Below are 23,747 nucleotides of genomic sequence, written 5' to 3'. Positions count from 1 at the left end.
ATAACGGTTGTTCCGCGCGGACGCCGGCGGCCCGAGGCTACCTCGGGCCGCTGATCTCCGGACCACCCCCGCCGACCGTCGGCGGGAGGGCGACAGAACTCCCGACGACGATCCATCTCCGGACTTCGAATATGGACGTTACTTGACCGCGTTGGCCAGCCGATCGGCATAAGGGGCGGTGAATTTTCCGACAATGGGAAGTTCCGCACGGACACCGCCGGTGTTGTTCGCCTCGACCATGGCCATAACCCAGACGACAACCGCGAAAACGACGACTGCGAGGCCGGCGAGGCCGAAGATGATCCCCAGGGCTCCGAGGAACGAGCCGATGATACTCAAAACAATATTGACCGCCGAGACCGCCCCGAAAAAGACAATCGATTGCGAGGCGTGGAATTTCACATCGGAATCGTTCTTGCCGACGAACAGGAAAATGATTCCGGTGAGCCACCCCAGTGCGTAGGACAGGATCGCACTGGTCTTCTTGTCCATACCGGCGGACTGCGGCTCGTTTGCGGGAGGCTGCGTAGATGTCATGCAGTGAGTAGATGCCGTATTCGCCGCCTACCGATCCCAGGTTTCTGCATGAACCCACAGGTCGAGCGGGGCCGGAGCACGGCGCGACGCCGGCGTGGCGAATCGTTCTGGAATAGATCCTGCGCGACCGGCCTTCCCACACTCGGCAACGCGAGCGGTGGCGGCGGGGGCGGTTTTGCGCGAGTCTGTTGCGGCAGTCGCCGGACAAAAACAGTACTCGGCCGATTATGCCGCACACAGGAGTCGCATGTGAATACGAGCCGAGAACAAACGATCGCCGACCCAGCAGAATTCCTGGCTGCTCACCCCGACTACGAGACCACCGGCGCCTTGGATCTGCTGCGCAGCACCGAGTACCGGTATCTGGACGACGGTGGTGTGGTGTATCTCGACTTCGCCGGCGCCGGGCTCGCCGCAACCGCTCAGCATCAGGCCCACGAAGCCAGGCTGGCCGAACAATGTTTCGGCAACCCGCATTCGGAGAATCCGACCTCGCGGGCCGCCACCGATTCGGTCGAGCAGGCCCGCCGCGCGGTGCTGGCGTATCTCAATGCCGACCCCGCGGAATACTGTGTGATCTTCACCGCCAATGCCTCCGCGGCCTGCCGCCTCGTGGGCGAGGCGTATCCGTTCACCCGCGGTTCGCGATACGTGGTGGCCGCCGATAATCACAACTCTGTGATCGGTATCCGCGAATTCGCCCGGGCACGCGGTGGGCGGGTGGTGTACGCGCCTATCGACACACCCGACCTGCGCACAACCGACGAAGCGGTCGACGCGGCCCTGCGCCCTGGCCGCATCACCACCACCGGAGGTCGTGGACTGTTCGCGTACCCGGCACAGAGCAATTTCACGGGCGTCCAGCACCCCCTGGACTGGGTGGAATTCGCGCACCGACGCGGCTACGACGTACTACTGGATGCCGCCGCCTACCTCCCGGCCAACGCACTCGACCTGAGCGTGGTGCAGCCGGATTTCGTCCCGATCAGCTGGTACAAGCTGTTCGGCTACCCCACCGGCGTCGGCTGTCTCGTCGCGCGCCGATCGACGCTGGCCCGGCTGCGCCGGCCGTGGTTCGCGGGCGGCACCATCGCCGCGGCGAGCCTGCAGGGCAATTGGCACGTCGCGGCCGACGACGAGTCGGCATTCGAGGACGGGACACTGAACTTCCTGTCCATCCCGGATGTGACCTTCGGTCTCGATTGGCTGCGCGAAATCGGCCTCGATACGGTGCGCCGCCGCGTCACCTGCCTCACCGGCTGGCTGCTGGACCGGCTGAGCTCGTTGCACCACGACAACGGGGCGCCGATGATTCGGATTTACGGTCCGGTGGATACCGCGCGCCGCGGGGGCACCGTCACGTTCAACTTCCTCGACCCGGAAGGCATCGTCATCGACGAGCGCCTGATCGCCACCGAGTCGGCGGCAGCCGGTATCTCCCTGCGTACCGGCTGTTTCTGTAATCCAGGGGCAGGCGAGGCCGCTTTCGGGATCAGCCTGCCGGTCCTGAGCCGCCTGTTCCGGACGCGCATGGCCACCATGGAGGAATACATCACGGCACTCGGTCTGCCCAGCGGCGGCGCGATCCGGGTCTCCTTCGGTCCTGTCTCCGACTTCGCGGATCTGCAGTACTTTCTGCGGTTCGCGGAGGACACCTACCGCAACCGCCCCGCCACGCAACAAGGACTGCGGCCACGGGAACGCTGCTGACCGGGTAGCACGGCCGGCCGGCCCGGGCGATCGGCCGGGCTATCCGCGCCGGAACAGGGATCTACCGCACTATCACCGTATATTTTGGGGAACTATGCCACTGTCCAATGCCTCGGAGCATGACCAGCACGCTGCCCCGCGGCGCCGGACGACCCGCCGCCTCGTCGGCGGGATCATGCTGGTCTTATCCGCACTGGCCTTGTTCGTCGTCGGGATCCAGGCGATTGTCGATCCGAGCTATGTCGTCGCCAACTCCTCGAACTCCGCACGTAGTCCGGACACCGACGCCGAGGCGCAGATAGGCGGCCTGCTGCTGTGTTTCTTCGGGATCACCGTATTGGGCTTCGGTATCACCCTGTTCAAGAAGAAGCCTGCCGCGGGTACGCCGCCCGGTAGCTGATCGACGCAGCCGACGGCAAACGTTGCGCGAGCCGGTGGCGTCGTGTCGTCTGCCACCAGCGGAGCCACGATGCCGGTCCGGCTCATCAGTTTTCGTCCGGCCCGGCCGCGCTACCCCGACTGGTCCTCGACGACCCGTGTCCCGGCCGCGAAGCGATCGTGCCAGCCCTGTTTGGTGGGGCTGGAGCCGATGGTCACCGCTATGCCCAGGGCGGCGAAGAACCACAGCACGCCGCCGATACACGGGATGAGATTGAGCAGCATGTAGGAGTTGCGGAACGCGGATTCTTTGAGACCGGGCTCGGCCGCCCCGCCCGCCCCTTCGACATGCAACCCGAGCAGCTTCTTGCCCGGGGTGGCCCCTGTGGTGACCTCGAAGCCGACGAAGTACAGGAAGCCGAATCCTGCGCCGGGCAGGATAGAGACCCACTCGGGAATGCCGGTGGATTTGTTCAGTAGCCAGAACAGGATTGCCCCGACAACGCCGGCGACGATCCAGTCGATGAAACGGGCGCCGGCACGTTTACCCAGACCAGCCGGTGCGGTCCCCACAGGGGTTCCGAGTCGGGGATCGTATCCGTCTGTGCTCATTGATTCTTCCTTGTGATAGAGACCGGAACTGATCGACCGGACCGGGTTCCGCCTGCCCGGTGGCAGGTCGCGCTACTTGCGACCGGGGCCGCGGAAACCCCACTGGTAGGCACGGTCGAGGTCGGCTCGGCCGGCAAGCGACGCTTTCGGCGAGATCAGATGTTGACGCCGTAGTCGCGGGCGATTCCGGCCAGCCCGGAGGCATACCCTTGGCCGATGGCGCGGAACTTCCACTCCGTACCGTGGCGGTAGAGTTCCCCGAACACCATGGCGGTTTCGGTCGAGGCATCTTCGGTCAGGTCGTAGCGGGCCAGTTCCGAACCCGTCGTCCGGTCCACGACCCGGATGAACGCATTGCGGACCTGCCCGAACGACTGCTGCCGCGCATTCGCGTCATGGATCGAGACGGGAAAGAAGATGCTGGTGATCGTGGGTGGAGTGGCGGCCAGGTCGACATTGATCACCTCGTCGTCGCCGTCACCCGCACCGGTGAGGTTGTCGCCGGTGTGCTCGATACTGCCCTCGGGCGAACGCAGGTTGTTGTAGAACACGAAGTGCTGATCCGAGAGGACCTTCTGATCGGGCCCGGTCGCCATGGCGCTGGCATCGAGGTCGAACTCGGCACCCGTGGTCGACCGCACATCCCAGCCCAGACCGACCGCGACCGCGGTCAGATGCGGTGCCTGTTTCGACAGCGATACATTGCCACCCTTCGCGAGGGTTACGCCCATCCTGTTGCACTCCTTCTCATGGTGAACGGCCGCGGCCATGGTGCCCGGCGAATGCTTAAGCCAGCATTAACGACAGGTCGCAGCGCCTAACTGCATCGACCTCGGTGTGCGAACAGCACGGTTGAAACGGGCCCACGGTGTCGATTCATACTGGATGCCGTGCGCATCCTGGTGGTCGACGACGAGAGCCGCTTCGCCGACGGGCTGAGGCGGGGGCTTCAGGCAGAGGGTTTCGCCGTCGACCTCGCCTACACCGCGACCGACGGCCTGTGGCGGGCGCGTGAGGTGCGCTACGACGCGCTCATATTGGATGTGATGATGCCGGGTATGAGCGGGTACGCGGTATGCCGGACCCTGCGGGACGAGGGAAACTGGACACCGATCCTCATGCTCACCGCGAAGGACGGTGAATGGGACCAGGTCGAAGGCCTCGATACCGGTGCCGACGACTATGTCATCAAACCCGCCGATTTTCCGGTGCTCGTCGCCCGGCTCCGCGCGTTGATCCGCCGCGGCCGCCCGGAACGCCCCACCTCACTGCGGGTGGGGAGTCTGAGGCTCGACCCGGCCACACGTGAGGTCCGGCGCGGTGACACTCCGGTACGGCTGACTGCCCGGGAATTCGCGGTACTGGCGTTCTTCGCTCGCGAGCCCGGCGTGATCCGCTCCAAAAGCGATATTCTGGCCGGAGTCTGGCACGGCGAATTCGACGGTGACTCCAATATCGTCGAGGTCTATATCGCACACCTGCGAGCCAAGATCGACAAACCGTTCGCTCTCGATACCATCCGCACGATCCGCGGCGCTGGTTATCGGCTGATGCCCGATGTCTGACCTGCGCCTACCGTCGCTGCGGGTCCGGATCACGGTGACGACTACGGCCATCGTGCTGGCGGTTCTGGCCTGCGGTGCGGTGAGTTTTCTGGCGTTGTTCCGCCACACCCTGATCACCGGGCAATCGAAGGCCGCCGATATCCAGGCCGCGCAGATCGCCACGGACGCGCAGCACCGGCTCGAGAGCGCCGCAGACCCGGTATTGCTTCCGGTGTCGGAAGTCGACGATGTCATCATCCAGCTCCAGCAGGACGGTCGCGTGATCGCCACCTCCGAGGGGGATTCCGCCGCGGGACCGACCCTTCCGGTGCCGTTCGCGGAGCGCTTCGTCATCGGCGGAGACAGCTACGTCGTGCAATCGGCGTCGATCCCGGTGGAGTCCGCAGCGGTGCAATCCGTTGTCGTCGCACGCTCACTCGAGGATGCCGACAGCGCGGTGCAGTCGGCGGCTGTGCTCCTGGCCGCCGCGGTGCCCGCCGTGAGCGCCTTCGTCGCAGCACTGATGTGGGCGGTAGTCGGCCGCTCACTGCGACCGGTCGAGCGCATCCGGCTCGATGCCGAATCCATCGGTGCGGATCTTTCCCGGCGGGTGGATCCACCCCCAGGGAAAGACGAGGTCGCGCGGCTGGCCGCAACCATGAACCGGATGCTCGACCGGCTCGAGTCATCGCACCGGGCTCAGCAACGGTTCGTCTCGGATGCCTCCCACGAACTGCGCTCGCCCGTGGCCGCCATCCGCCAGCACGCGCAGGTCGCGTTGCAGCATCCCGGGGCGACCGATCTGGCATCGCTGGCCGGGGTCGTCGACAGCGAGGCCGCCCGTTTACATGATCTGGTGGATGATCTGTTGCTGCTGGCACGTCTCGGGGAAGGCCGCGGCCACAACCGCGGCGAAGTCGATCTCGACGATATAGTCCTCGCCGAAGCGAGCCGGTTGCGCCAACTCGGTGTCACCGTCGATATCGCGGCCGTGGGGCCGGCCCGGGTACTCGCCGACGAAAGGCTACTGGCCAGGGCGGTGCGCAATGCGACCGATAATGCGCGCCGCCACACCCGCAGCCGCATCGACTTCACACTGCGCTGCGAGAACGAACGGGTTGTCCTCTGGGTCGACGACGACGGCGACGGTGTCCCGGTCTCCGACCGTGACCGGCTGTTCCGCCGCTTCGAACGCAGCGACGACAACCGCAGCCGCACCCGCGGCGGCGCCGGCCTGGGCCTTGCCATCATCGCCGAAGCCGCCCGGCACACCGGCGGCAGCGCACGACTGTCGAGCTCGCCCCGCGGCGGAGCCCGCCTCGAGATCAACCTGCCCGAATACGCCGGCGGCGGCTACCGCCCGGGCACGGTGAGGTCGCCCGGATTGTAGGGACTGCGCCGGGTCCAGCGCGAACCCGAGGAAATCCGGCCTCGCCGACGCTCGAACCAGGCGCGCTTCTACTCCACGGCGAAGTACCACCCGCCGCCGCGGAACTGCTGTGCGGGCTCGATTCATTCGTGGCCGGATAACGTTGCCGGTGTTGTCAGATCATGCCTTGCCTGCTCGCGAAGCAGCACCCGCCCGGACAATCTCGTCAGAAGCACCGCGGTCACGATTATCACGAGCGTTCCGGTGGTGACAGCGGCGATCGTGGTCGGTGTGTCGGGAGGGTCGATAAGCACCATGAGGACCATGGCAGCGGTGTGGCCGACCAGGGCGCCACCGACCAGCCAGATCAGATGTCGGTCAGTCCAATCCGAGGAGCTGGACCATCGGCGGATCAGCATCGAGACCCCGACCGCCACTGCGGCAGCGGCCGCCATCGAAAGGTAGACGGACACGCCCTCGCCGAGGGCCGGACCTTCCGGCGGATTACCCCGTGGGAACAGCAGACACAAAAAGGCCAGCGTTGCCACACCGGCGACCGGACCTATCACAATCGTGGCCGGCGCCCGGTGGTTGCCGGACACCTGCAGGAGAGGGCCGGCAGGCAATACGCGGTTCGAAAGAATCCGCAGTGCGACGAAGGACAAGATGATCATGACGATCACGAGCCCGATCGAAAACCCTATCGGTGCCTGATAGCCGGGATCTTCGGTGGCAGAGAATGTCACTCGCGCCAGCGCGAGGCCTGCGAGCGCGGTGAGCGAGACCCCCACGAGACCACGCCGCCGCAGATAGGAACGCTGTTTCAGTTCAGGGAAGAGCAGGTCGGTGATCACGATGGGGATCATCACGCTGAACACGATGTGGTAGCCGGCCTGGGTTTCCCAATAGGTCGCGTTGAAACCGAGTAACCGCGAGCCCCATTCGTCGGCGTTGTACATCGTCGTACTGGTCAGCGCCTGTAGACCGAAGCCGTCCTCGGCGAGTTCGTACACCAGCCCCATCAGGATCAAACTCGGCCAACCGCCTCCGGCCCGGACCACCAGCTCGCGCACGAGCAGCACCCCCGCCCCGTACATCGGGATCAGCGCCGGAAAAACCAGCCACATGATCGGCATGCCCACTGCCGAGAACGTCAACTCGCCGCAGATCGGCGCCAGCAGGAGCAGCGTCCAGGCCGCCTTGCCGCGACGCCGCCGCACCGCCGGGGCAACTTCTGATTGTTCCACGCACCCAACTCCCCTGGTAGTTTTACTCAGCTGAGTAAAACTCTAGGCTGCATCCAGCGACAAGACAAGATCGGTGCCGAGAGGGAGTAGAAGTCAATGGCCGGGACAACAAACGACCAGTCGTCGGCGACGCGGTCGAGGCGGGCGCAGATCATCGAGGCGACGATCGAATCGATTGCAGAATTCGGTTTCGCCCGAACGACATTCGCCAAGATAGCCGCGCGCGGCGGATTGAGCAGCACCCGGCTCATCTCCTACCATTTCGCGAGCAAGCGCGAGCTGATGAACGCGGTCATCGACGATATCTACCAGTCGATCGATCAGTTCCTATTCGACCGTATGGCCATCGATCCGGCCACTCGGCCGATCTCGCAACGGCCGGATCGGCCCGAGGATCCGGAATCTGCGGCAGCGGAGTTGCGTGCCTACATCACCGGCGTCGTCGCCTACATCGACAAGCACCGGTCGCGGATGCGAGCAATCCAATCGATCTTCGCCGCAGAACACGACGAGATGCCCAATCCGGCGGTCACTCAGGCCGACCCACACGGTGTGGTGATGACCAACCTGCAGAGCATTCTGCGACGCGGACGGCGCGACGGCGAGTTCCGCGATTTCGACCCGGTGGTGATCGCGACCATGATCCAACGTCCCCTGGAAGCACTGCCGCTCCTGCTGGCCGGCCGGACTCGGATCGATCTCGACAAGTACGCCGCGGAACTCGCCACCGCTGTCGATCTCGCAACCCGGCACCCGGGCCACCGGTGAAGGCCACCCGGAATGCGACCGCCACCGGTCGGCAAGATCAACCCGACTGCGTCCAGCGTCGCCACGTGCAGCACGGCCGGTCCCACCCGGCGCTTCGAGTGGGATCAGTTGCTGTTGCCCGATGAAAGACCCCTCGGTACGACCACTTCTGCTGCGCCAAACACATTCCCAGCAGGACGGCGACGACAACGGGGAGGTGAGGACGCCGGTTTCGGACTCGAGGGGTCAGCCGGTGGTAGTCGGGCCGCTCGGTAGCTGTCCGGAGTCGAGACCGAACGCCGGCACGACCTGGTCGGGATATCGGGCAGGCAACATGCGTGCGGGCTCACTCCCACCACCCGCACCGGATCCGCGGGATGGTGCCGATTGAAAGCGCGCGCCCACCGAACAAGCGCAAGGACCTCCTCGGTCGCGGCGAAGGCATCGGCATCGGCATCGGCATCGGCATCGGCATCGGCATCGGCGAGTATTTCGCGGGGATCTCCGACCCCAGTACACACGAACGCGTCCAACCGAAGACCCAACGTCCAATCCTGATCGCAGGCGATGACCCGGAACCCTGCCTCGACAACGAGCAGACGGGCGACACGGTCCTGCAGCGCAAACACTTCGTGCGCCCCGCGCGTGCCGGCCCCATAACCGACCACCGACGCATCCCCACCATCGTCACCAGCGGCCGTAGGTCATCGCGGGGTGCCGGCGGTTGTACCGTCACCAACGGGCGAGCAGCCCGAACAATCCACTGCCTGATGGCCATATCCTCCGGCAGAACCGCTAATTTGTCGCCGCCTCCGCGCCCGTGCCCGATCCACAACGTGGCAACCGACCGGACCACACCGGCAGCCACCGCAGTAATGCGACGCTCGCCGGTGCGAGGGCCATGATCAGCCCGGCCGGCCATACGGTTCCGCTCGCCGTTCTGGTTCGTGACGTCCACCGTCTGTCACGGCCGGTGCGGGTGTTCAACGGCGGCCGCCGGTCTCGCCCGGTTCAGGCTGCGTGGCGGGGCCGGGGTAGATGTGCGCCGTCCATGACCTCGGTCCACCACCGATGCAGCGGGCTGGGATCAGGCCAGTGCACATCGGCGGAATTGTCGTCTGCCGCGTCCCCGGCAGAGTCTGTAGTGCGGCGCCGCGCGGCTGCGGGTCCGAGGCCGGGTGGTGCGACAGCCGGCCTCGGCGTCGTGGGCTGTGCTCCCGGCTTGTTCGATACGGCCGGCGAGGGCGGGTTGGAGGCCGATGCGATCGAGGCCGGGCCGGTTGCGGGTATGGTCATGGCGGCATTCCTCTCTCGAATCATGATCAGGGGAAGGGCCGGCCGGAGCGCACGGCCCAGCCGTGTCGGGCCACGTGCGGTGGCAGTGCGGACGCGCCTCGGTGGGCACCTCGCTGCTCGCAGTGCAGGGCTGCGCGTTCGGTATGTTCCGCCGCTCACGGCCGGCCCTGTGCCGAGTGTTCGGGAACGGACATCACCTCCCTTCATGGCGGTTTCGTCTAGGCGTCGGGACGCCTGCGAGATTCGGCGGACCGCGTTCGCGTGCCCGGAACCGTTCCGGCCGTCGGCTCTGTGGCCGCAACGCCGGACGGCTGGAGCCGATGGTCCGCGGCCGTGGGGCGACGGTCGTGCGCAGTCGCGGTTTCCATCGGACCAGGGCCGCACACAACGTCTCGTCGACCTCCACGAACAACTGCTCGAAGCCCGGGTCCAGTCCGATCAGCCGGGCCTCGACCCCCGATAGCCTCTTGTCTGTGGTGCAGGTCGATGAGGCCATGGTCGGCCACCGTCTCGGCGTCGCCCCGGAAGGTCAGGCGGTGAGGGCCTGACGCTCGTGGTCGTGGCGCGTGACCTCGATCTTGCGGGGCTTGGCCTGCTCCGACACCGGGATCACCAGCCGCAGCACGCCGTCGCGGTAGTCGGCGCGGATTGCGTCGGTATCGAGGTTCTCCCCCAGGAACAGCTGCCGGCTGAACACACCGCGGGGGCGCTCAGCGGCCAGCATCGCGCGATCGGTATCCAGTTCCGGGCGTGATGCCCGCACGGTCACCACATTGCGTTCGACATCCAGATCCAGGGAGTCCGGGTCGATGCCGGGCAGGTCCAGCTCGACGAAGAAGTCGTCACCCTCGCGCCAGGCGTCCATCGGCATTGCCGCCGGCCGGGCCGGTGTGCCGAAGACCTGCTGGGTCAGACGATCCAGATCGCGGAAGGGATCGGTGCGCATCAACATGGTCGCCACCTCCAGTTCACTCCTTCACTGTCAAAGAGAAACCAGATAATCTGTGCCAACTGACACATATAATTTATTAGCACTCGATGCAGTCGAGTGCAAGTAGTAGCGGCAGATCATTGACGAGAGGGTGGTGAGAACCAGTGGGTAGTACGGGTGACCAGGGCCACCACCGGCCGAGAGACGGGCACGGTGTGTACGCAATATCGGTGGCCGCGGAACTGGCCGGCGTCGGAGTCCAGACACTGCGACTCTACGAGCGCCACGGGCTGGTCACCCCGGAGCGAAGCTCCGGCGGCACCCGCCGCTACAGCCACAACGATCTGGCACGGCTACACCGCATCACCGAACTGAACGGTCAGGGGATCCCGCTCACCGCGGTCGGGCGCATTCTCGAACTCGAAGATGCCAACGCGATACTTCGTGACGTCAACGCGGCACTCACCGCCGAACGCGACCAGCTCCGCGAACACCGGCAATGAACCCGTAGCCCTCCGGAGCTCTCCGCGGCCGGTCGACCACTGAGCACCAGTTGCCGATGGCAGCGTTTCGGCTCGCGCCCGCGAGGAGGCTGCATCATCGACACAATGCGCGGCAGCCGCGAGCCGTAGACGCAGAGGCGCAGTTGTTATAACGACATTATGTATAGTTTCGTTCATGGCACCGCCGACCGGTCCCCCGCTGTACACCCAGGTCGAGAACGCCCTCGCGGGGCGCCTCGGCGTCGACCTGCATCCAGGCGATCGCCTGCCCACGGAAGATGAGCTGATCAAGCAGTTCGGCGTCAGCCGGATCACGGTGCGCAGGGCCATCCAGAACCTCGTATCCCGCCGATTGGTGGTCACGAAGCAGGGACGGGGGACGTACGTCGCGACACCGAGGATCATCCAGCCCCTCACGGCGCTGACCGGTTTCGTCGAGGATATGAGAAGTCAGGGACTCCACACCCGCGCTCGCGTACTCCGCATCGAGGATCGGGCGGCGGAACCCGAGGTGCGGACCGCGTTGGAGCTCCCCCTGGGGGCATCGGTCACCCGTATAGACCGAGTCCGCCTGGCGGCAGGCGTTCCGGTCTCCTTCGACCGCACTTATCTCCCTTCGGATCTCGGGCGGCTGGTCGCGCAGGACGACCTCGAAAACGAGCCGATCTTCGCGCTGTTGGAGCAGCGACACGGCACACCTCTGGTCGAGGCGTCCTACGCGCTGCAGGCGAGCACCGCCGACAAGAGCATTGCCGATGCGCTCGATATCCCCGAGGGCAGTGCGGTGTTCAGGATCGAGCGCACCTCGTACACCACCGGAGACCGGCCGGTGGACTACGAGGTGCTGCACTATCGCGGTGATGCGATCACGTTCACCACGCGGCTACCACGCGCTGCCACCGCGCCCGAGGGCGAACAGTGACACCCGAGCAGTTCACCGTTCTTCTTGTCGGCGCCCTGGCCGCGGGCGGGGTGGGCAGCGCCCTGGGAATGGCCGGGGGCATCTTCGTCGTGCCGATGCTGACCCTGTACGCCCATGTACCGTTCCCGGCCGCGGTCGCCGTCGGACTGGTCTCGGTGATCGCCTGCTCCTGCGCCGGCGCGCCCCGATTCCTCGAAGCAGGATTGACCAATCTACGGCTCGCGGTCGTGCTGGAATCGGCGACCGCCCTCGGCGCCGTCGTCGGTGTCCTCATGATCGGGACTGTTCCGGAAAGTGTTCTGTACGGAATCTTTGCTGTCGTCCTGCTGGTTTCAGCCGTACAGATGTTCACCGGCCGGCGAGCCGGTTCGCGGGCTCCGGCCGGCGTATCGAACGATCACCGATCCTTGGACGCCGCCTATACCGACCACGACGGATCGATCGTGGTCTACGGGGTGTCACGCCTGCCGCTCGGAATGACGTTCATGTTCGGTGCCGGCACACTGTCCGCCCTCTTGGGCATCGGGAGCGGAGTCCTGAAGATCCCGGCAATGGACGCGGCCATGCGGCTGCCCATCAAGGTGTCGTCCGCGACGGCCAACCTCATGATCGGCGTCACCGCGTGTGGCGCCGCGGCGGCATATCTCGTCTCCGGGACGTTGGACCTCACCCTCGCGGCACCGGTCGTTCTCGGCTCGATCGCCGGATCGATGCTGGGTGCGCGCATCCTGGTGCGTGTTGCCGGTCCCGGGCTCCGTGTCGTGTTCACCGTGGTACTACTCGTCTCGGCTGTTCCCATGGCACTCAACGCCTTCGGAGTGAGCTGGGCGGTGCCGGCATGAACGGCAGCGCGGCCTCGACTTCGGATCATGATGCTGCTCTTGCCGAGCGGCTCGCAACACTCATGCGCGTAGGAACCGCGTCGACTACGGCGTTCCTCGTCCTCGGCGTCATCCTCCGCGCCGCCGGCGCACAGCAACCGTCCACGATCGCGCTTGCCACAGGATGCAGCCTCCTCGTGCTGCTACCTCTTGTCCGTCTGGTCATCATGCTCGGCGACTATGCCCGGCAGGCGGACCGGCGGTTCGTCGCGGTAACGGCAGTCGTGATCGGCCTCGTGATCGCCGGTGGCGCGACGGGCCTTCACCTGTAGCCGGCGGCAGCGGTCCGGAACTCCGGGCTCCAGGTCCCGGCAGTCCCGGGACACGATCTCGCGCTGTGATCGTCGTCTGCCGCCACTCAGCGCGCCGACGGAGCGACGTCGCCCGTAGGCGGACGATGACGCCGTGGAATTTTCTCGACAACGAGCTCGTAGGAGCCGTTGACGAGATCTTCCACCAGCTCCCGGGTGACACCCGGGCCTGCCGCAATCGTCGACCAATGACGTTTGTCGAGATACCGGCCGGGCTGGATACTGCTGTGAGACCGCTGCAACGCCGAGCCGTGCGCCGGATCGACCTTCAGGGTTACGACGGGTTCACCAGGGTCGTCGGTGACGATCAAGAACACTTTTCCGACCACCTTGTACACGTCCAGTCCCGGTGTGAACGGGTGACCGTGATCGACGCCGGGCAGCTGCTGCGCCGTGCGCCGCGCGAGCCGCTGTATCTCGGTGCCGGAAATTGTCATTGCTCACCTCGGCCGAATCGGTTCGGGTCCAACGGCGGTACCTGCTCCCGCCACTTGTGTGGGAACAGTGACGACAAGAGTCTGTTGCGGTCCACGATCCCCTCGGCCGTGGCGTTGCGGCAAGAGCTTACCGGGCGCTCGGTGCGGACACGCCCGGCTCAGCCGGCACGTTCGCCGGACTCCGGGCCGGCGGTGCCGGCTGCGTCGAGTAGGGCATCGAGTTGCTCCGATGGCATCCCGAACAGGGCCAGCCGGTTCAGCGGGATGGAGGCGATCATGCGCATCATGTCCACGCCGAGCGCGTCACCGCCGCCCATGGTGTCGGCCATCTCGCCGAACACCGCACTCAGCGCGGCGGCGGCGCGCGGATCGGCCATCGCCTCGCCGAGCGTCGAATCGATGGTGATCGGTACCCGCAGTGCGTCGCCCGCCAGTTCGATATCGGTGTCGGCGCGCAGATCCCGGCTGGAGGCGCCCGCCCAGATACGGTAGGTGCCCGGCTCGAGCACCCACTGTTCGACGCGGGTTTCCCAGTAGGCAAGGTCCTCCCGCAGTACCTCGATCGTGACCTGTTCGCTCGCACCGGGTGCCAGCTCCCCGGTGACAGCGGCACCGGTCAGCGCACGGACCGGGCGCTGCACGGCCGAGTCCGGGACCCCGGTGTAGATCTGTACGACCTCGCGGCCCGGCCGGGAGCCGGTGTTGGTCACGGTGAGCTGCACGGTGAATCCGTCGCCCGCCGGTTCCGCGGAAAGCCCGGAATAGTCGAAGGTGGTGTAGGACAGACCGTGCCCGAAGGGATAGCAGACGTCCAGGTCGCGGGCGTCGTACCAGCGGTAGCCGACGAAAAGACCCTCGCCGTAGCGCACATGCGAGTTCTCGCCGGGGAAGTTCAGGTAGGCAGGAGTGTCCTGCAGGCGTACCGGGACCGTCTCGGCCAGCCGGCCCGACGGGTTCGCCGCACCGAACAGCACATCGGCGAGCGCACCGCCGCCGGCCTGGCCGAGCAGTGCCCCGTCCAGCACCGCAGGTGCCAGGCGGGCGACCGGCTCCAGTCGCAGCACGCCGCCGTGCGCGAGCACCACCACTGTGTCCGGCTGCTCGCGCGCGACCGCGGCGAGCAGATCCAGCTGTTCGGCGGGAAGCTCCAGATGGTCGCGGTCGAAGCCCTCGGATTCCTGGTCGGCAGCCAAGCCGAGGAACACGACCGCCACCTCGGCGTCCCGGGCCGCTGCAACGGCCTCCTCACGGAGGGCCGCGGGGTCTGCGTCGCCGGCCGCGACCGTGAAGCCGGGGTGGTAGGTCACGGTGTCGCCGCCGAGGGTTCGGATCTCGTGGAGCGGGGATTCGACGTGGGTCGCGGTGACATGGGAGCTGCCGCCACCCTGGTAGCGGGGTTCGGTGGCGAAGGGGCCGATCACCGTGATCTTGCGTCCCGGGGTCAGCGGCAGCAGGTCGCGGTCGTTCTGCAGCAGGACCACGCAGCGGGCCGCGACCTCCCGGGCCAGGCGATGGTGGGTATCGGCGAGGTCACCGGAAACGGCGATGCCCTCCGAGTGCGCACCGGGGCCCGCCTGCTGGGATGCCGCGGCCGTCGCGTCCGGCTCGACCGCGGTCCGAGTACGCGCCGCGTGGATTCGTTCAGCGAGCCCGGCCACGTTCGTGGCGGCGGCGGTCACCGCGGCCTCGTCCAAGGTGCCCGCCTCGACCGCGGCGACCACCCGATCGTCCCCGGCACCGGGCCCGCCGGGCATCGCGAGGTCCAGCCCGGCGGCCACCGAGGCGGGGCGGTCGACCACAGCACCCCAGTCGCTCACTACGACACCGTCGAAGCCCCACTCTCCACGCAGGAGATCGGTGAGCAACCAGCGGTTCTGCGCGGCGGACACACCGTTGATGCGGTTGTAGGAGCACATGACCGTCCACGGCCGCGCGGTGCGCACGATATGCGAGAAAGCGCGCAGGTAGATCTCGCGCAGCGGGCGCGGGTCGATATCGGAGCTGGCGCGCATCCGGTCGTGTTCGGCGTTGTTGGCCGCGAAATGCTTGAGTGAGGCGCCGACTCCTGCGCTCTGCACACCCCCGACCCAGGCCGCACCGAGCCGGCCGGTGAGCAGCGGATCCTCCGAGTAGTACTCGAAGTTCCGGCCGCCGCGCGGATCGCGCTTGATGTTCACACCGGGCCCGAGCAGCACATCCACGCCGAGGGCACGCGCCTCCAGGCCCAGCGCTTCGCCGACCCGGCGTACCAGCTCCGGATCCCAGCTGTTCGCCAGCCCGACCGCGGGCGGAAAGCAAGTGGCCGGCTCACTGCCCGCCAGGCCGAGGTGATCCGTCGCGCCGGTCTGGCGGCGCACCCCGTGTGGGCCGTCGGTCAGCGTCAACGCGGGAACGGGGCCGATCGCCTCGGTGGTCCAGAAGTCGGCGCCGCTACCGAGGGCGGCCTTCTCGGCGAGGGACAACTGGGACAGATCGGTACGGCTCGTCATCGAGACTCCTCCGGTCGGATACCAAAAACAGTACGCCATTCGGTTTTCATTGACAACGGGATGCCGGGTACAGTCACGCCGTGGCGCGACGTGGTTCGTATTCGAAAGGGGTCGCCAAGCGGGAGGAGATCCTGGAGGCGGCGCCGGCGATCGTCGCGCGGGTCGGCTACGGCCGTACCACCGTCCGCGAACTCGCCGACGCGGTGGGTCTCAGCCAGACCGGGCTCCTGCACTACTTCGGCAGCAAAGAAGATCTCTTCACTGCCATCCTCGCCCGCCGTGACGCCACGGACCGGCTCACATTCGTTCCGCCCGCCGATCCCGCTCCCGATATCCCCAGCAGTTTGATGCAGGTGCTACGGCACAATGCCGAGGTTCCCGGCCTGGTCGAGCTCTACACCCGCTTCGCCGGCGAGGCCGCCAGACCGGAACACCGCGCGCACACCTACTTCCGCGACCGCTATCAGGATATTCGCCGCCTCGCCGCCGACGCCGTCGCCGACCTGCAGCGCGACGGCCGGCTCCCTGCCCACCTCGACCCACAGCGCTTCGCCGTCCTCACCGTCGCTCTCATGGACGGCCTGCAACTACAGTGGCTCTACGACCCCGAGATCGATATGGCCGACCATGTGGCCTACCTCTGGGAACTCCTGTCAGCGCCCACGCCGCCGAGTGCCGGGTGAATCCCGAATGGCTGCGCGACCTCGTCACCGGACCGATGCTCACACGCACTGGTACCCGAACTCGAGCCTGTCGACGAGTTCGTGCAGCGAATAGTGCGATCCGCGCTCGACGCGGTGGGCCCTCGAAGCACCGGAAGCACTGAATTGACGTCGTAACACCCACAAGGGTACTTTCGTTACGCAGCGGTACGTAACGAAAGGCGTTGTCGATGCGGAATTCCGCAGTGGCGGACTCACCTCCGACGGGTGGCTGCACCGGCCGGAAGCTCGTGGCGACTCCGTATCACTGGTGGTGATGACGCGTGGATTCGGCCATCCCGGATTCGGCCCCTGCGACGGCCGCCGCGCTTCGAAGTGGACCCAGCCGTTCGGATTCCCGGTGGTCTCTATCACGCAGCACGACAACCGATTCCACCAGACGTCCTCGACCGTGGCTCCCTCCCGGCGGCAATTCCCGACTCGTGACGGAAAGAACAGGTTGGCCGCGTGCTGCACGGGCGTGATGATGTAATCGAACAGATCGCAACACTCATCGACGACAGCCGAGACGGTCGCGGCAATTCGGTGCTGATCACCGGCGGGCCCGGACAGGGCAAGACCACACTCCTGGACCATGCAGCGAACTCTGTGGGCGAAGACTGGATTGTTCTGCGTTGCTGCGGAACCGAGCAGGAAGCAGGCTTGCGGTACGGCGGGCTGCACCAGTTGCTCGCACCGATACCGGACGCAGCAAAGGCAGTACCGGAACCGACCCGCGAAGCCTCACCTCCGGTGACGGGAACCGGCCCGCTCGAGGAGGACGACAACAGCCACCGGGTCGGCCTCGGATTACTCACGCTGTTGTCGAGACTCTCGGCCGAACGCCCGGTGCTCTTCCTGATCGATGACGCTCACTGGTGGGATCAGCCTTCGCTGCACGCATTGGCCTTCGCCACGCGTCGGCTCACCGCACACCGGGCAGCGGTCCTCGTGACTTCCCGGGCCCGGGGCAATACCTGCGGACTGCCCGAAACAGAGCTGATGCCACTGAGCAGAGACGATTCGAAAGCCCTGCTGACCGAGCAGGTTCCCGGGCTCGCGGCCGACACATGTGAGCGGGTTCTCGACACCGCGGCCGGCAACCCGTCGGCCCTGCTCCAACTGCCCGGTGCGAACAGCGGTCTGCCGCCCCTGGGACCGCTGGCGCTGACCGACCACCTGCAACGCGAGTACGAACGTGAGATCCGCGTCCTGCCCGAAGAGACCCGGATCGCCCTGCTGGTCGTAGCCGCCGATTGCAGTGGGAGTCTCATCGTCGCCGTACGTGTACTCACCGCACTCGGCTCGACCACCGCGGCGCTGGATGCCGCGGAACGAATCGGTGTTGTCACTATTTCGGGCTATTCGATCACTTTCCGGCATCCGCTCGAACGAGCCGCCGCCTACCGGATGGCTCCCTACAGCATGCGACTGTTCATACACGCCACCATCGCGGCGAGCATCGACGATCCCGAGTTACGGGCTTGGCATCTGGCCGCCGCCGCGACCGCACCCGACGAAGCCGTGGCAGCCGCTCTGGACGCGGTCGCCGACAGTGCACGGTGGACCAACGACTACCGGCGTGCGGCGATCGCCTCCGAATATGCGGGCCGGCTCTCCCCCGCCCAGGATGATCGTCACCACCGGCTTCTGGTGGCGTTGGAAGCCGATATCGAAGCCGGGCAGGCAGATCGGGCCCTCGAACTGGCAGAGGAAATCGCTTCGGAAGACGGCGGTTTCGCGGATGCGGCGCGCCTTTCCGCGGCACGCGGTCGGATACTCTCCGCCCGGGGCGACCCGCGCGGCGCGTACGACGCATTCACCGAGGCTGCCCACCTGTGTTCCGCAAATCCGGATGCCGCAGCACGTATGCACATCTACGCGGCAGGAGCTGTGTGGCCCGACCCCGATCCGTCCCGGATACTCACCACCCGGGCCGCAGTGGAAACTCTTCCCCCCAGCGCTCGACGCGAAGGGTATCTGGCCGTGCTGGACGGACAGCTCGCTCTCCACAACGGTCGTGGCGACCGAGCGCAGGCGGTTCGTACCGTCCGCGATGGAATCCGCCTCGGCCGGGCTCGATTTCCCGAAGACCATTCGGTCCAGTTCGTTCTCGCCGTGCAGGCGATGAGCGCGGGTGAGGTCGATGATGCTCACGCCCGATTCTCAGAAGTGCACACGATGTACCGCGAGCGCGGAATGGCGGGGCGTCTTCCCCTCGCCGGTATCGCGCTGGGCGCCGCCGAAACACTGCTCGGCCAGTTCCGGAAGGCCGAAACAGTATTCTCCGAGAGTCTGCGGACGGCCCATGAGATCGGCCAGCCCGACCGCGCCGGTCGCGCCGGGGCCGGCCTGGCTGTTCTCGCTGCCGTGCGCGGGGAGCACGACCTGTGCCGACGACTGGCCGAAGAGAACCTTCCCGGTGCGGCTTCGCTCTTCGACACGACCAGCTCGGTCAATGCCCGATGGGCACTGGGCCTTCTCGATCTGGGTTACGGACGTCACGAGGCGGCGCTGGCCCACTTCGAAGCAGCGTCCGACCACCGAGACCAGGCTATCGGCTGCTGGATTCCCCTGATCAGCGATCATATCGAGGCGGCAGCCCGGTGCGACCCGGAACAGGCCGGCGAACCGATGTCACTGCTGGAACGCTGGCATGCCGCGAACTCCGCATCCTGGATCGAGGCACAGCTGCTCCGTTGCCGCGGGTTGCTCGAGCAGGATGGGGCCGCTTTCGCACAGGCTCTGGCCCTGCACGCCGATACGCATCGCTGGTTCGACCACGCCCGCACCGGCCTCCTGTACGGCGAATGGCTGCGTCGTGAGCGCTTCACATTGAAGGCACGCACCGTACTGCACACGGCGATGCGCACTTTCGTACGTCTCGGCGCCCTACCGTGGGCAGAGAGGGCGCGTACGGAACTCCGTGCGGCAGGCGAAGGGACACCCGCCCACGCAGGTGCCGTATCGGCACGGCTGACTGCGCAGGAACTACAGGTCGTACGACTCGCAGCCGGCGGAGCAACCAACCGGCAGATCGCCGCCCGGCTGCATATCAGCCCAAAAACCGTCTCTCATCACCTCTACCGCGCCTTTCCCAAACTCGGAGTAAGCAATCGACGAGCATTGGCTCGGCTTCCGCTCGACCTCGACGACCCCTCGGACGTCTGAGCGCGGGGCCGGTCAACAGTCCGATACGACCGATCCGGCAACCGGGCGAATGACCGATACCGCCGCCGGAGTTCCCGCCGTAACGTTACCGATGGGATGGGCGCCACATCGCAGACGCTCGGACACCGAAAGGATTCTCCCGGGCCGCCGATGGGCCTCAACCGATTCACGGGCAGCCCCCACCTGCTTCTGCGCCGGCCGGTAGACGGCTGTGCGGTGCACGGATCAGCGCGGGGCCGTCCGGCAGATCCCACAGAAAGGCACATCATGTCCCTCTCCACCCTCCCGACCGGCGCCACCGCCGGAGCGGGCCTCGCCGAGCTCAGCGACCAGTGGACCGGATCGACATCCGTACCCGATGTCCTGCGGGCACATCTGGTTTCCTCGGATGCCCGCAAACGTGGCAACTTCAGCTCATTCATCGAGAACAAGGGCAACTTCAGCTCGTTCATCGAGCGCAAAGGCAACTTCAGTTCGTTCATCGAACCGGGCGCCTGAACCCTGTACATCCTGTCCCGGCGCTCACCCGCGCCGGGACACGGACGCCTGGAAACGGCGAGGAAGTCGGTATGAGCACGAGCGTGGAATTCACCCAGGGCCCACCGGCAGAGGAGTGGCCGGCCGGCGAACGGCATGCCCGAGAACTCCGCGAGGCCCGGCGGCAGAGCCTGCCGTTCACGCAGTACGTCGTCAAGATCCACAGCCGCTGCAATCTCGCCTGTGACTACTGCTACGTCTACGAGATGTCCGATCAGAGCTGGAAAGACCAGCCCAGAACCATGTCGGATCAGATCTTCGACCACGCCTGCACGATGATCCGCGACCACGCCGCACGATTCACGCTGCCCGAAGTGAGCCTGGTCTTCCACGGCGGTGAACCGCTGCTCGTCGGGCATACGGCGCTGGATCGTTTCGCACGACGCGCCCGCGAGATCGTGGAACCGGCCACGCGAGTCCGGCTGGGAATGCAGACGAACGGTGTCCTCCTCGACGCGGACTTCCTCGATATCTGTGCCCGGCACAATGTGCAGATCGGCGTAAGCCTCGACGGTGACGAACGCGGCCACGACCGGCACCGGAAATACCGGCGGGGTGCCGGTAGTCACGCCGACGTCAGCGCCGGACTCCGGCTCCTGAACCAGCCCGCATATCGGCACCTGTACTCGGGCCTGCTCTGCACGATCGATATCGACAATGATCCACTCGACACCTATGAGGCGCTTGTCGGCTTCGAACCGCCCGCCCTCGATCTCCTCCTCCCCCACGGCAACTGGACCACGCCACCCCCTGCACGCACCACCGACCGAACCCGGACGCCGTACGCCGACTGGCTCATCGCGATCTTCGATCGTTGGTACGGCGCCCCTGCCGCCGAAACCCGCATCAGGCTTTTCGACGAAGTGATCGAGTTGCTGTTCGGCGGCACCGGCTCCTCGGAATCGGTGGGACTCGCGCCGGTCCAGCTCGCCGTGATCGAAACCGACGGCAGCCTGGAACAGGTCGATGCCTTGAAATCCGCCTTCGCCGGCGCCGCCCGGATCGAGGGTGGCACCGGCGGGAACGCGCTCGACCGGGCGGTACACGAACCGGCGGTGATCGCCCGGCAGATCGGCGCCGACGCATTGGGTCCCGAATGCCGCGCCTGTCCGATCCACCGTGTCTGCGGTGCGGGACATTACGCTCATCGATACCGGGCCGGAAGCGGGTTCCGGAACCCATCGGTGTACTGCGCCGACCTCGAAAAGTTGATCCGGCATATCGAATCCCGGATCCGGGCCGATCTGCAGGCCGCGACGGGCCGATGACCCGTTCCGGCGTCTTCGGAAACCGGAATTTCGTACTGCTGTGGTCCGGTAACGCGATATCGCTGATCGGGTTCCACGGGGTCCGCATCGCCTACCCATTACTGGCACTTGCGATCACCGGGTCGGCGGCCCTCGCGGGCTGGGTCGGGTTCGCGATCTCGTTACCTGCCCTGATATTCCAGCTGCCCGCGGGAGTTGCCGCCGACCGGTGGGATCGCCGGACCATCATGATCGTCTGCCAGACAGCCGGCCTCGCCGCGGCGTGCTGTGCTTGGCTGGTCGTAGTGCTCGATCCACCCGAGCCGGGACTGCTACTGATAGCTGCTGCCTTCGTGGAAGGCACCGCGTTCGTATTCTTCGGAATGAGCGAACTGGCCCTGATCCGCGATATCGTCGATACCTCGCAACGACCGGCGGCGTTCTCACTTTTCGAGGCCGAACAACCCATTGCCCTGGTTATCGGCCGGGCCGTCGGCGCGGCCGCATACGGTCTCGCCCGATGGGTGCCGTTCGTTGCCGATGCCATCACCTACCTCGTCTGCCTGTGCACCCTGTCCTCGATCAAAGTTGCCCCGGCACAGCCACGCCGCGATACCGAATCGCCGGAATCCGCCCCGGCAACGCTGCGGACCGGGGCTCAGCTGGTTCTCGGCGAGCCGTTTCTCCGCAGTTCCACGGTGATCAGCGGATTGTCCAATATCGTGATTCAGGTCGTCATCCTGCTGATCATCGTCGATATCGAACGGTCGGAGCGGCCGGTCTGGGTGGTCGGCGTGGTGCTGGGCGCCGCCGGAGTAGGCGGCATCCTCGGATCCGCCGTAGCGGCCGGACTGGCAACCCGATTCGGCGCCCAGCAGCTGTATCGCTGGTCGCTGTGGTGCTGGGCAGGATTGATGATCCCCATCGCGCTGAGCTCGCACCCGCTGGTGGTCGGTGCGGCGTGGTTCGGTATAGGCGCGGTCGGCGTGGTGGTGAATGTGGCACTGACACTGTTCCGGGTGGAACGGATTCCCGAAGAGGTCCTGGGGCGCGCGGTCGGCATGGTGTCGATGGTGACCGACGGCGCGGTCGCCTTCGGTGCCATGATCGCAGGCTATCTGCTCAGCGTTTTCGATACAGCCGCCATCGGATGGATGCTGGTGACAGCTATGTTCGCGCTCGCAGTGGCCGGCAGTTCGACGGGTTCGGCTCCCGGCCCTCCGCCTGCCCGCCGGCGAGGCGCCCGGCAGAAAGAATCCGGACTTGTGGCGCCGTCGGAATAACGCAGGTTCCCCGTGTCCATGCGCTGGCCGCGACTGTGGATCACAGCCTACGCAACGAGATAACGCTCGAGGTCAGTCGATGACCGCCGCGGAGAACACCGGCGGATCCCCGAGGAACGGCCGGTGCGAGGGCGGATGCTGTCCCTGCGTGTCCTCGACGCCGAGTTCCTGCGCGATCTCAGCGCCGATCAGTACCTGGCCGTTACGGTTCATCAACTCCGGGTCGCACGCGAGAGCATTGATCACGCGGCCGGTGAACTCCGGCGATTCGGCGGTCGCGGCGAGCCCGTCGTAGGCGCCCGGGTCCGCAGCGAATGCGGCGAGCGTGCGCTCGGTCGCGAGCAGACCCATCCAGATCGAGACGACCGCCACGTTCCACGGACGGAAATCCACAGCCATATCGTGTGCCATCTTGTCCACCGCCGCCTTGCCCGCACCATAGGCGGGTCCATGCATGTAGCACGTGCCCCCGAACGAGGAAGTGTTCACGACCAATCCCGCGCCGTTGGCCACCAGTAGCGGTGCAGCGTAATAACTGGCGACATAGCTCGAGCGCATCCCGACATCCAGCAGGTCGAGCAGAGACAGCGGCTTCTCCCAGAACGGCCCTTTCCGGGTCAGGGCGTCGGGCACCGCGAGGGCGTTGTTCACCAGGATGTCGAGGCGGCCCTGCTCTTCGCGAAGACGAGCGAACAACGCTTCCACCTGCGCATCGTCTCGATGATCGAGCACTACGGGCACACCCCGGCCGCCGCGCCGGGTGATTTCTTCGGCGGTAGCGAAAACTGTGCCCGGAAGCGGGGCGTCCCCTTCGTTCTGTGTCCGCCCGGTGACGTACACCGTCGCCCCGGTTTCGCCCAGGGCCAGCGCGATCCCTTTGCCCGCCCCGCGACT

The 23,747-nt window shown here is 66.3% G+C and carries 23 protein-coding genes; 14 read left to right on the top strand and 9 right to left on the bottom strand.

The annotated features are described in order from the left end of the window. Positions 1-138: 138 nt before the first annotated feature. On the bottom strand, positions 139-537 hold the full coding sequence (locus ON22_RS25020) for a DUF4870 domain-containing protein (protein ID WP_051158052.1): 399 nt from the start codon (positions 535-537) through the stop codon (positions 139-141). A gap of 249 nt (positions 538-786) precedes the next feature. Between ON22_RS25020 and ON22_RS25015 the strand changes: the two genes are divergently transcribed. Both ON22_RS25015 and ON22_RS25010 read left to right on the top strand, forming a co-directional pair. Next, a complete protein-coding gene (locus tag ON22_RS25015) occupies positions 787-2,247 on the top strand; it encodes an aminotransferase class V-fold PLP-dependent enzyme (protein WP_197039739.1) in 1,461 nt (486 codons plus the stop codon). A 94-nt stretch (positions 2,248-2,341) separates the two neighbouring features. Beyond that, complete coding sequence (locus tag ON22_RS25010) at positions 2,342-2,647, top strand: hypothetical protein (RefSeq protein WP_033247229.1); 306 nt, start codon at positions 2,342-2,344, stop codon at positions 2,645-2,647. A gap of 110 nt (positions 2,648-2,757) precedes the next feature. Here the strand turns inward: ON22_RS25010 and ON22_RS25005 are convergent, their stop codons facing one another. Beyond that, the gene (locus tag ON22_RS25005; protein WP_033247228.1) at positions 2,758-3,237 is read right to left on the bottom strand and encodes an RDD family protein; all 480 of its coding nucleotides are present in this window, start codon (positions 3,235-3,237) and stop codon (positions 2,758-2,760) included. Between the two features lie 155 nt (positions 3,238-3,392). After that, the gene (locus ON22_RS25000) at positions 3,393-3,968 is read right to left on the bottom strand and encodes a TerD family protein (RefSeq protein ID WP_033247227.1); all 576 of its coding nucleotides are present in this window, start codon (positions 3,966-3,968) and stop codon (positions 3,393-3,395) included. Between the two features lie 159 nt (positions 3,969-4,127). On the opposite strand from ON22_RS25000, the gene ON22_RS24995 reads away from it, so the two are divergent. Both ON22_RS24995 and ON22_RS24990 read left to right on the top strand, forming a co-directional pair. Further along, entirely contained in the window at positions 4,128-4,802 is a 675-nt protein-coding gene (locus ON22_RS24995) for a response regulator transcription factor (RefSeq protein ID WP_033247226.1), read from the top strand. Continuing rightward, positions 4,795-6,171: a sensor histidine kinase gene (locus ON22_RS24990; protein WP_051158051.1), complete on the top strand. Its 1,377-nt coding sequence runs from the start codon at positions 4,795-4,797 to the stop codon at positions 6,169-6,171. Before ON22_RS24995 ends, ON22_RS24990 begins: the two co-directional genes overlap by 8 nt. 122 nt (positions 6,172-6,293) lie before the next feature. Here ON22_RS24990 and ON22_RS24985 read toward each other — a convergent pair whose 3' ends face one another. Next, a complete protein-coding gene (locus ON22_RS24985) occupies positions 6,294-7,370 on the bottom strand; it encodes an AF_0692 family protein (RefSeq protein ID WP_051158050.1) in 1,077 nt (358 codons plus the stop codon). A gap of 123 nt (positions 7,371-7,493) precedes the next feature. On the opposite strand from ON22_RS24985, the gene ON22_RS24980 reads away from it, so the two are divergent. Next, a complete protein-coding gene (locus ON22_RS24980; protein WP_051158049.1) occupies positions 7,494-8,165 on the top strand; it encodes a TetR/AcrR family transcriptional regulator in 672 nt (223 codons plus the stop codon). Between the two features lie 104 nt (positions 8,166-8,269). On the opposite strand, the gene ON22_RS38625 is transcribed toward ON22_RS24980, so the two are convergent. Both ON22_RS38625 and ON22_RS24965 read right to left on the bottom strand, forming a co-directional pair. Next, positions 8,270-8,773 carry an erythromycin esterase family protein gene (locus ON22_RS38625; protein WP_197039738.1) on the bottom strand — a complete coding sequence of 168 codons (504 nt, stop codon included), beginning with the start codon at positions 8,771-8,773 and terminating at the stop codon, positions 8,270-8,272. A 1,196-nt stretch (positions 8,774-9,969) separates the two neighbouring features. Further along, complete coding sequence (locus ON22_RS24965) at positions 9,970-10,392, bottom strand: Hsp20/alpha crystallin family protein (RefSeq protein WP_033247264.1); 423 nt, start codon at positions 10,390-10,392, stop codon at positions 9,970-9,972. Positions 10,393-10,535: 143 nt separating this feature from the next. On the opposite strand from ON22_RS24965, the gene ON22_RS24960 reads away from it, so the two are divergent. The 4 genes from ON22_RS24960 to ON22_RS24945 all read left to right on the top strand — a co-directional run bounded on the left by ON22_RS24960 (position 10,536) and on the right by ON22_RS24945 (position 12,949). Then, entirely contained in the window at positions 10,536-10,874 is a 339-nt protein-coding gene (locus ON22_RS24960) for a MerR family transcriptional regulator (RefSeq protein WP_051158048.1), read from the top strand. A gap of 175 nt (positions 10,875-11,049) precedes the next feature. Continuing rightward, positions 11,050-11,796, top strand: coding sequence for a GntR family transcriptional regulator (locus tag ON22_RS24955; RefSeq protein WP_033247223.1), 747 nt, complete (start codon positions 11,050-11,052; stop codon positions 11,794-11,796). Continuing rightward, positions 11,793-12,638: a sulfite exporter TauE/SafE family protein gene (locus ON22_RS24950; protein ID WP_033247222.1), complete on the top strand. Its 846-nt coding sequence runs from the start codon at positions 11,793-11,795 to the stop codon at positions 12,636-12,638. The genes ON22_RS24955 and ON22_RS24950 overlap by 4 nt, the downstream gene beginning before the upstream one ends. Then, on the top strand, positions 12,635-12,949 hold the full coding sequence (locus tag ON22_RS24945; RefSeq protein WP_033247221.1) for a DUF1634 domain-containing protein: 315 nt from the start codon (positions 12,635-12,637) through the stop codon (positions 12,947-12,949). Before ON22_RS24950 ends, ON22_RS24945 begins: the two co-directional genes overlap by 4 nt. Positions 12,950-13,035: 86 nt before the next feature. On the opposite strand, the gene ON22_RS24940 is transcribed toward ON22_RS24945, so the two are convergent. Together ON22_RS24940 and ON22_RS24935 are read right to left on the bottom strand one after the other, a co-directional pair. After that, positions 13,036-13,425, bottom strand: a complete 390-nt coding sequence (locus ON22_RS24940; RefSeq protein ID WP_033247220.1) for an MmcQ/YjbR family DNA-binding protein — start codon at positions 13,423-13,425, stop codon at positions 13,036-13,038. Positions 13,426-13,583: 158 nt separating this feature from the next. Beyond that, complete coding sequence (locus ON22_RS24935) at positions 13,584-15,914, bottom strand: glycoside hydrolase family 3 C-terminal domain-containing protein (RefSeq protein WP_033247219.1); 2,331 nt, start codon at positions 15,912-15,914, stop codon at positions 13,584-13,586. Between the two features lie 80 nt (positions 15,915-15,994). On the opposite strand from ON22_RS24935, the gene ON22_RS24930 reads away from it, so the two are divergent. From ON22_RS24930 to ON22_RS24910, 5 genes are all read left to right on the top strand, one after another. Beyond that, complete coding sequence (locus ON22_RS24930) at positions 15,995-16,597, top strand: TetR/AcrR family transcriptional regulator (RefSeq protein ID WP_033247218.1); 603 nt, start codon at positions 15,995-15,997, stop codon at positions 16,595-16,597. A gap of 486 nt (positions 16,598-17,083) precedes the next feature. Continuing rightward, positions 17,084-19,786 (top strand): helix-turn-helix transcriptional regulator, encoded by a 2,703-nt coding sequence (locus ON22_RS24925; RefSeq protein ID WP_033247217.1) that lies wholly within the window; start codon positions 17,084-17,086, stop codon positions 19,784-19,786. A gap of 267 nt (positions 19,787-20,053) precedes the next feature. Beyond that, complete coding sequence (locus tag ON22_RS24920) at positions 20,054-20,284, top strand: hypothetical protein (protein ID WP_033247216.1); 231 nt, start codon at positions 20,054-20,056, stop codon at positions 20,282-20,284. Positions 20,285-20,355: 71 nt separating this feature from the next. After that, positions 20,356-21,591, top strand: coding sequence for an FxsB family cyclophane-forming radical SAM/SPASM peptide maturase (locus ON22_RS24915; protein WP_033247215.1), 1,236 nt, complete (start codon positions 20,356-20,358; stop codon positions 21,589-21,591). Continuing rightward, the gene (locus tag ON22_RS24910) at positions 21,588-22,853 is read left to right on the top strand and encodes an MFS transporter (protein ID WP_033247214.1); all 1,266 of its coding nucleotides are present in this window, start codon (positions 21,588-21,590) and stop codon (positions 22,851-22,853) included. The genes ON22_RS24915 and ON22_RS24910 overlap by 4 nt, the downstream gene beginning before the upstream one ends. Before the next feature lie 72 nt (positions 22,854-22,925). Here the strand turns inward: ON22_RS24910 and ON22_RS24905 are convergent. Then, positions 22,926-23,747: SDR family NAD(P)-dependent oxidoreductase (locus ON22_RS24905; protein WP_043740600.1), on the bottom strand; the 822-nt coding region annotated here is incomplete at its 5' end.

Source organism: Nocardia carnea NBRC 14403, from assembly GCF_000308515.1.
In the GTDB taxonomy this organism is placed as follows: Bacteria; Actinomycetota; Actinomycetes; order Mycobacteriales; family Mycobacteriaceae; genus Nocardia; species Nocardia carnea.
This window is presented reverse-complemented; position numbering and strand designations above follow the sequence as displayed.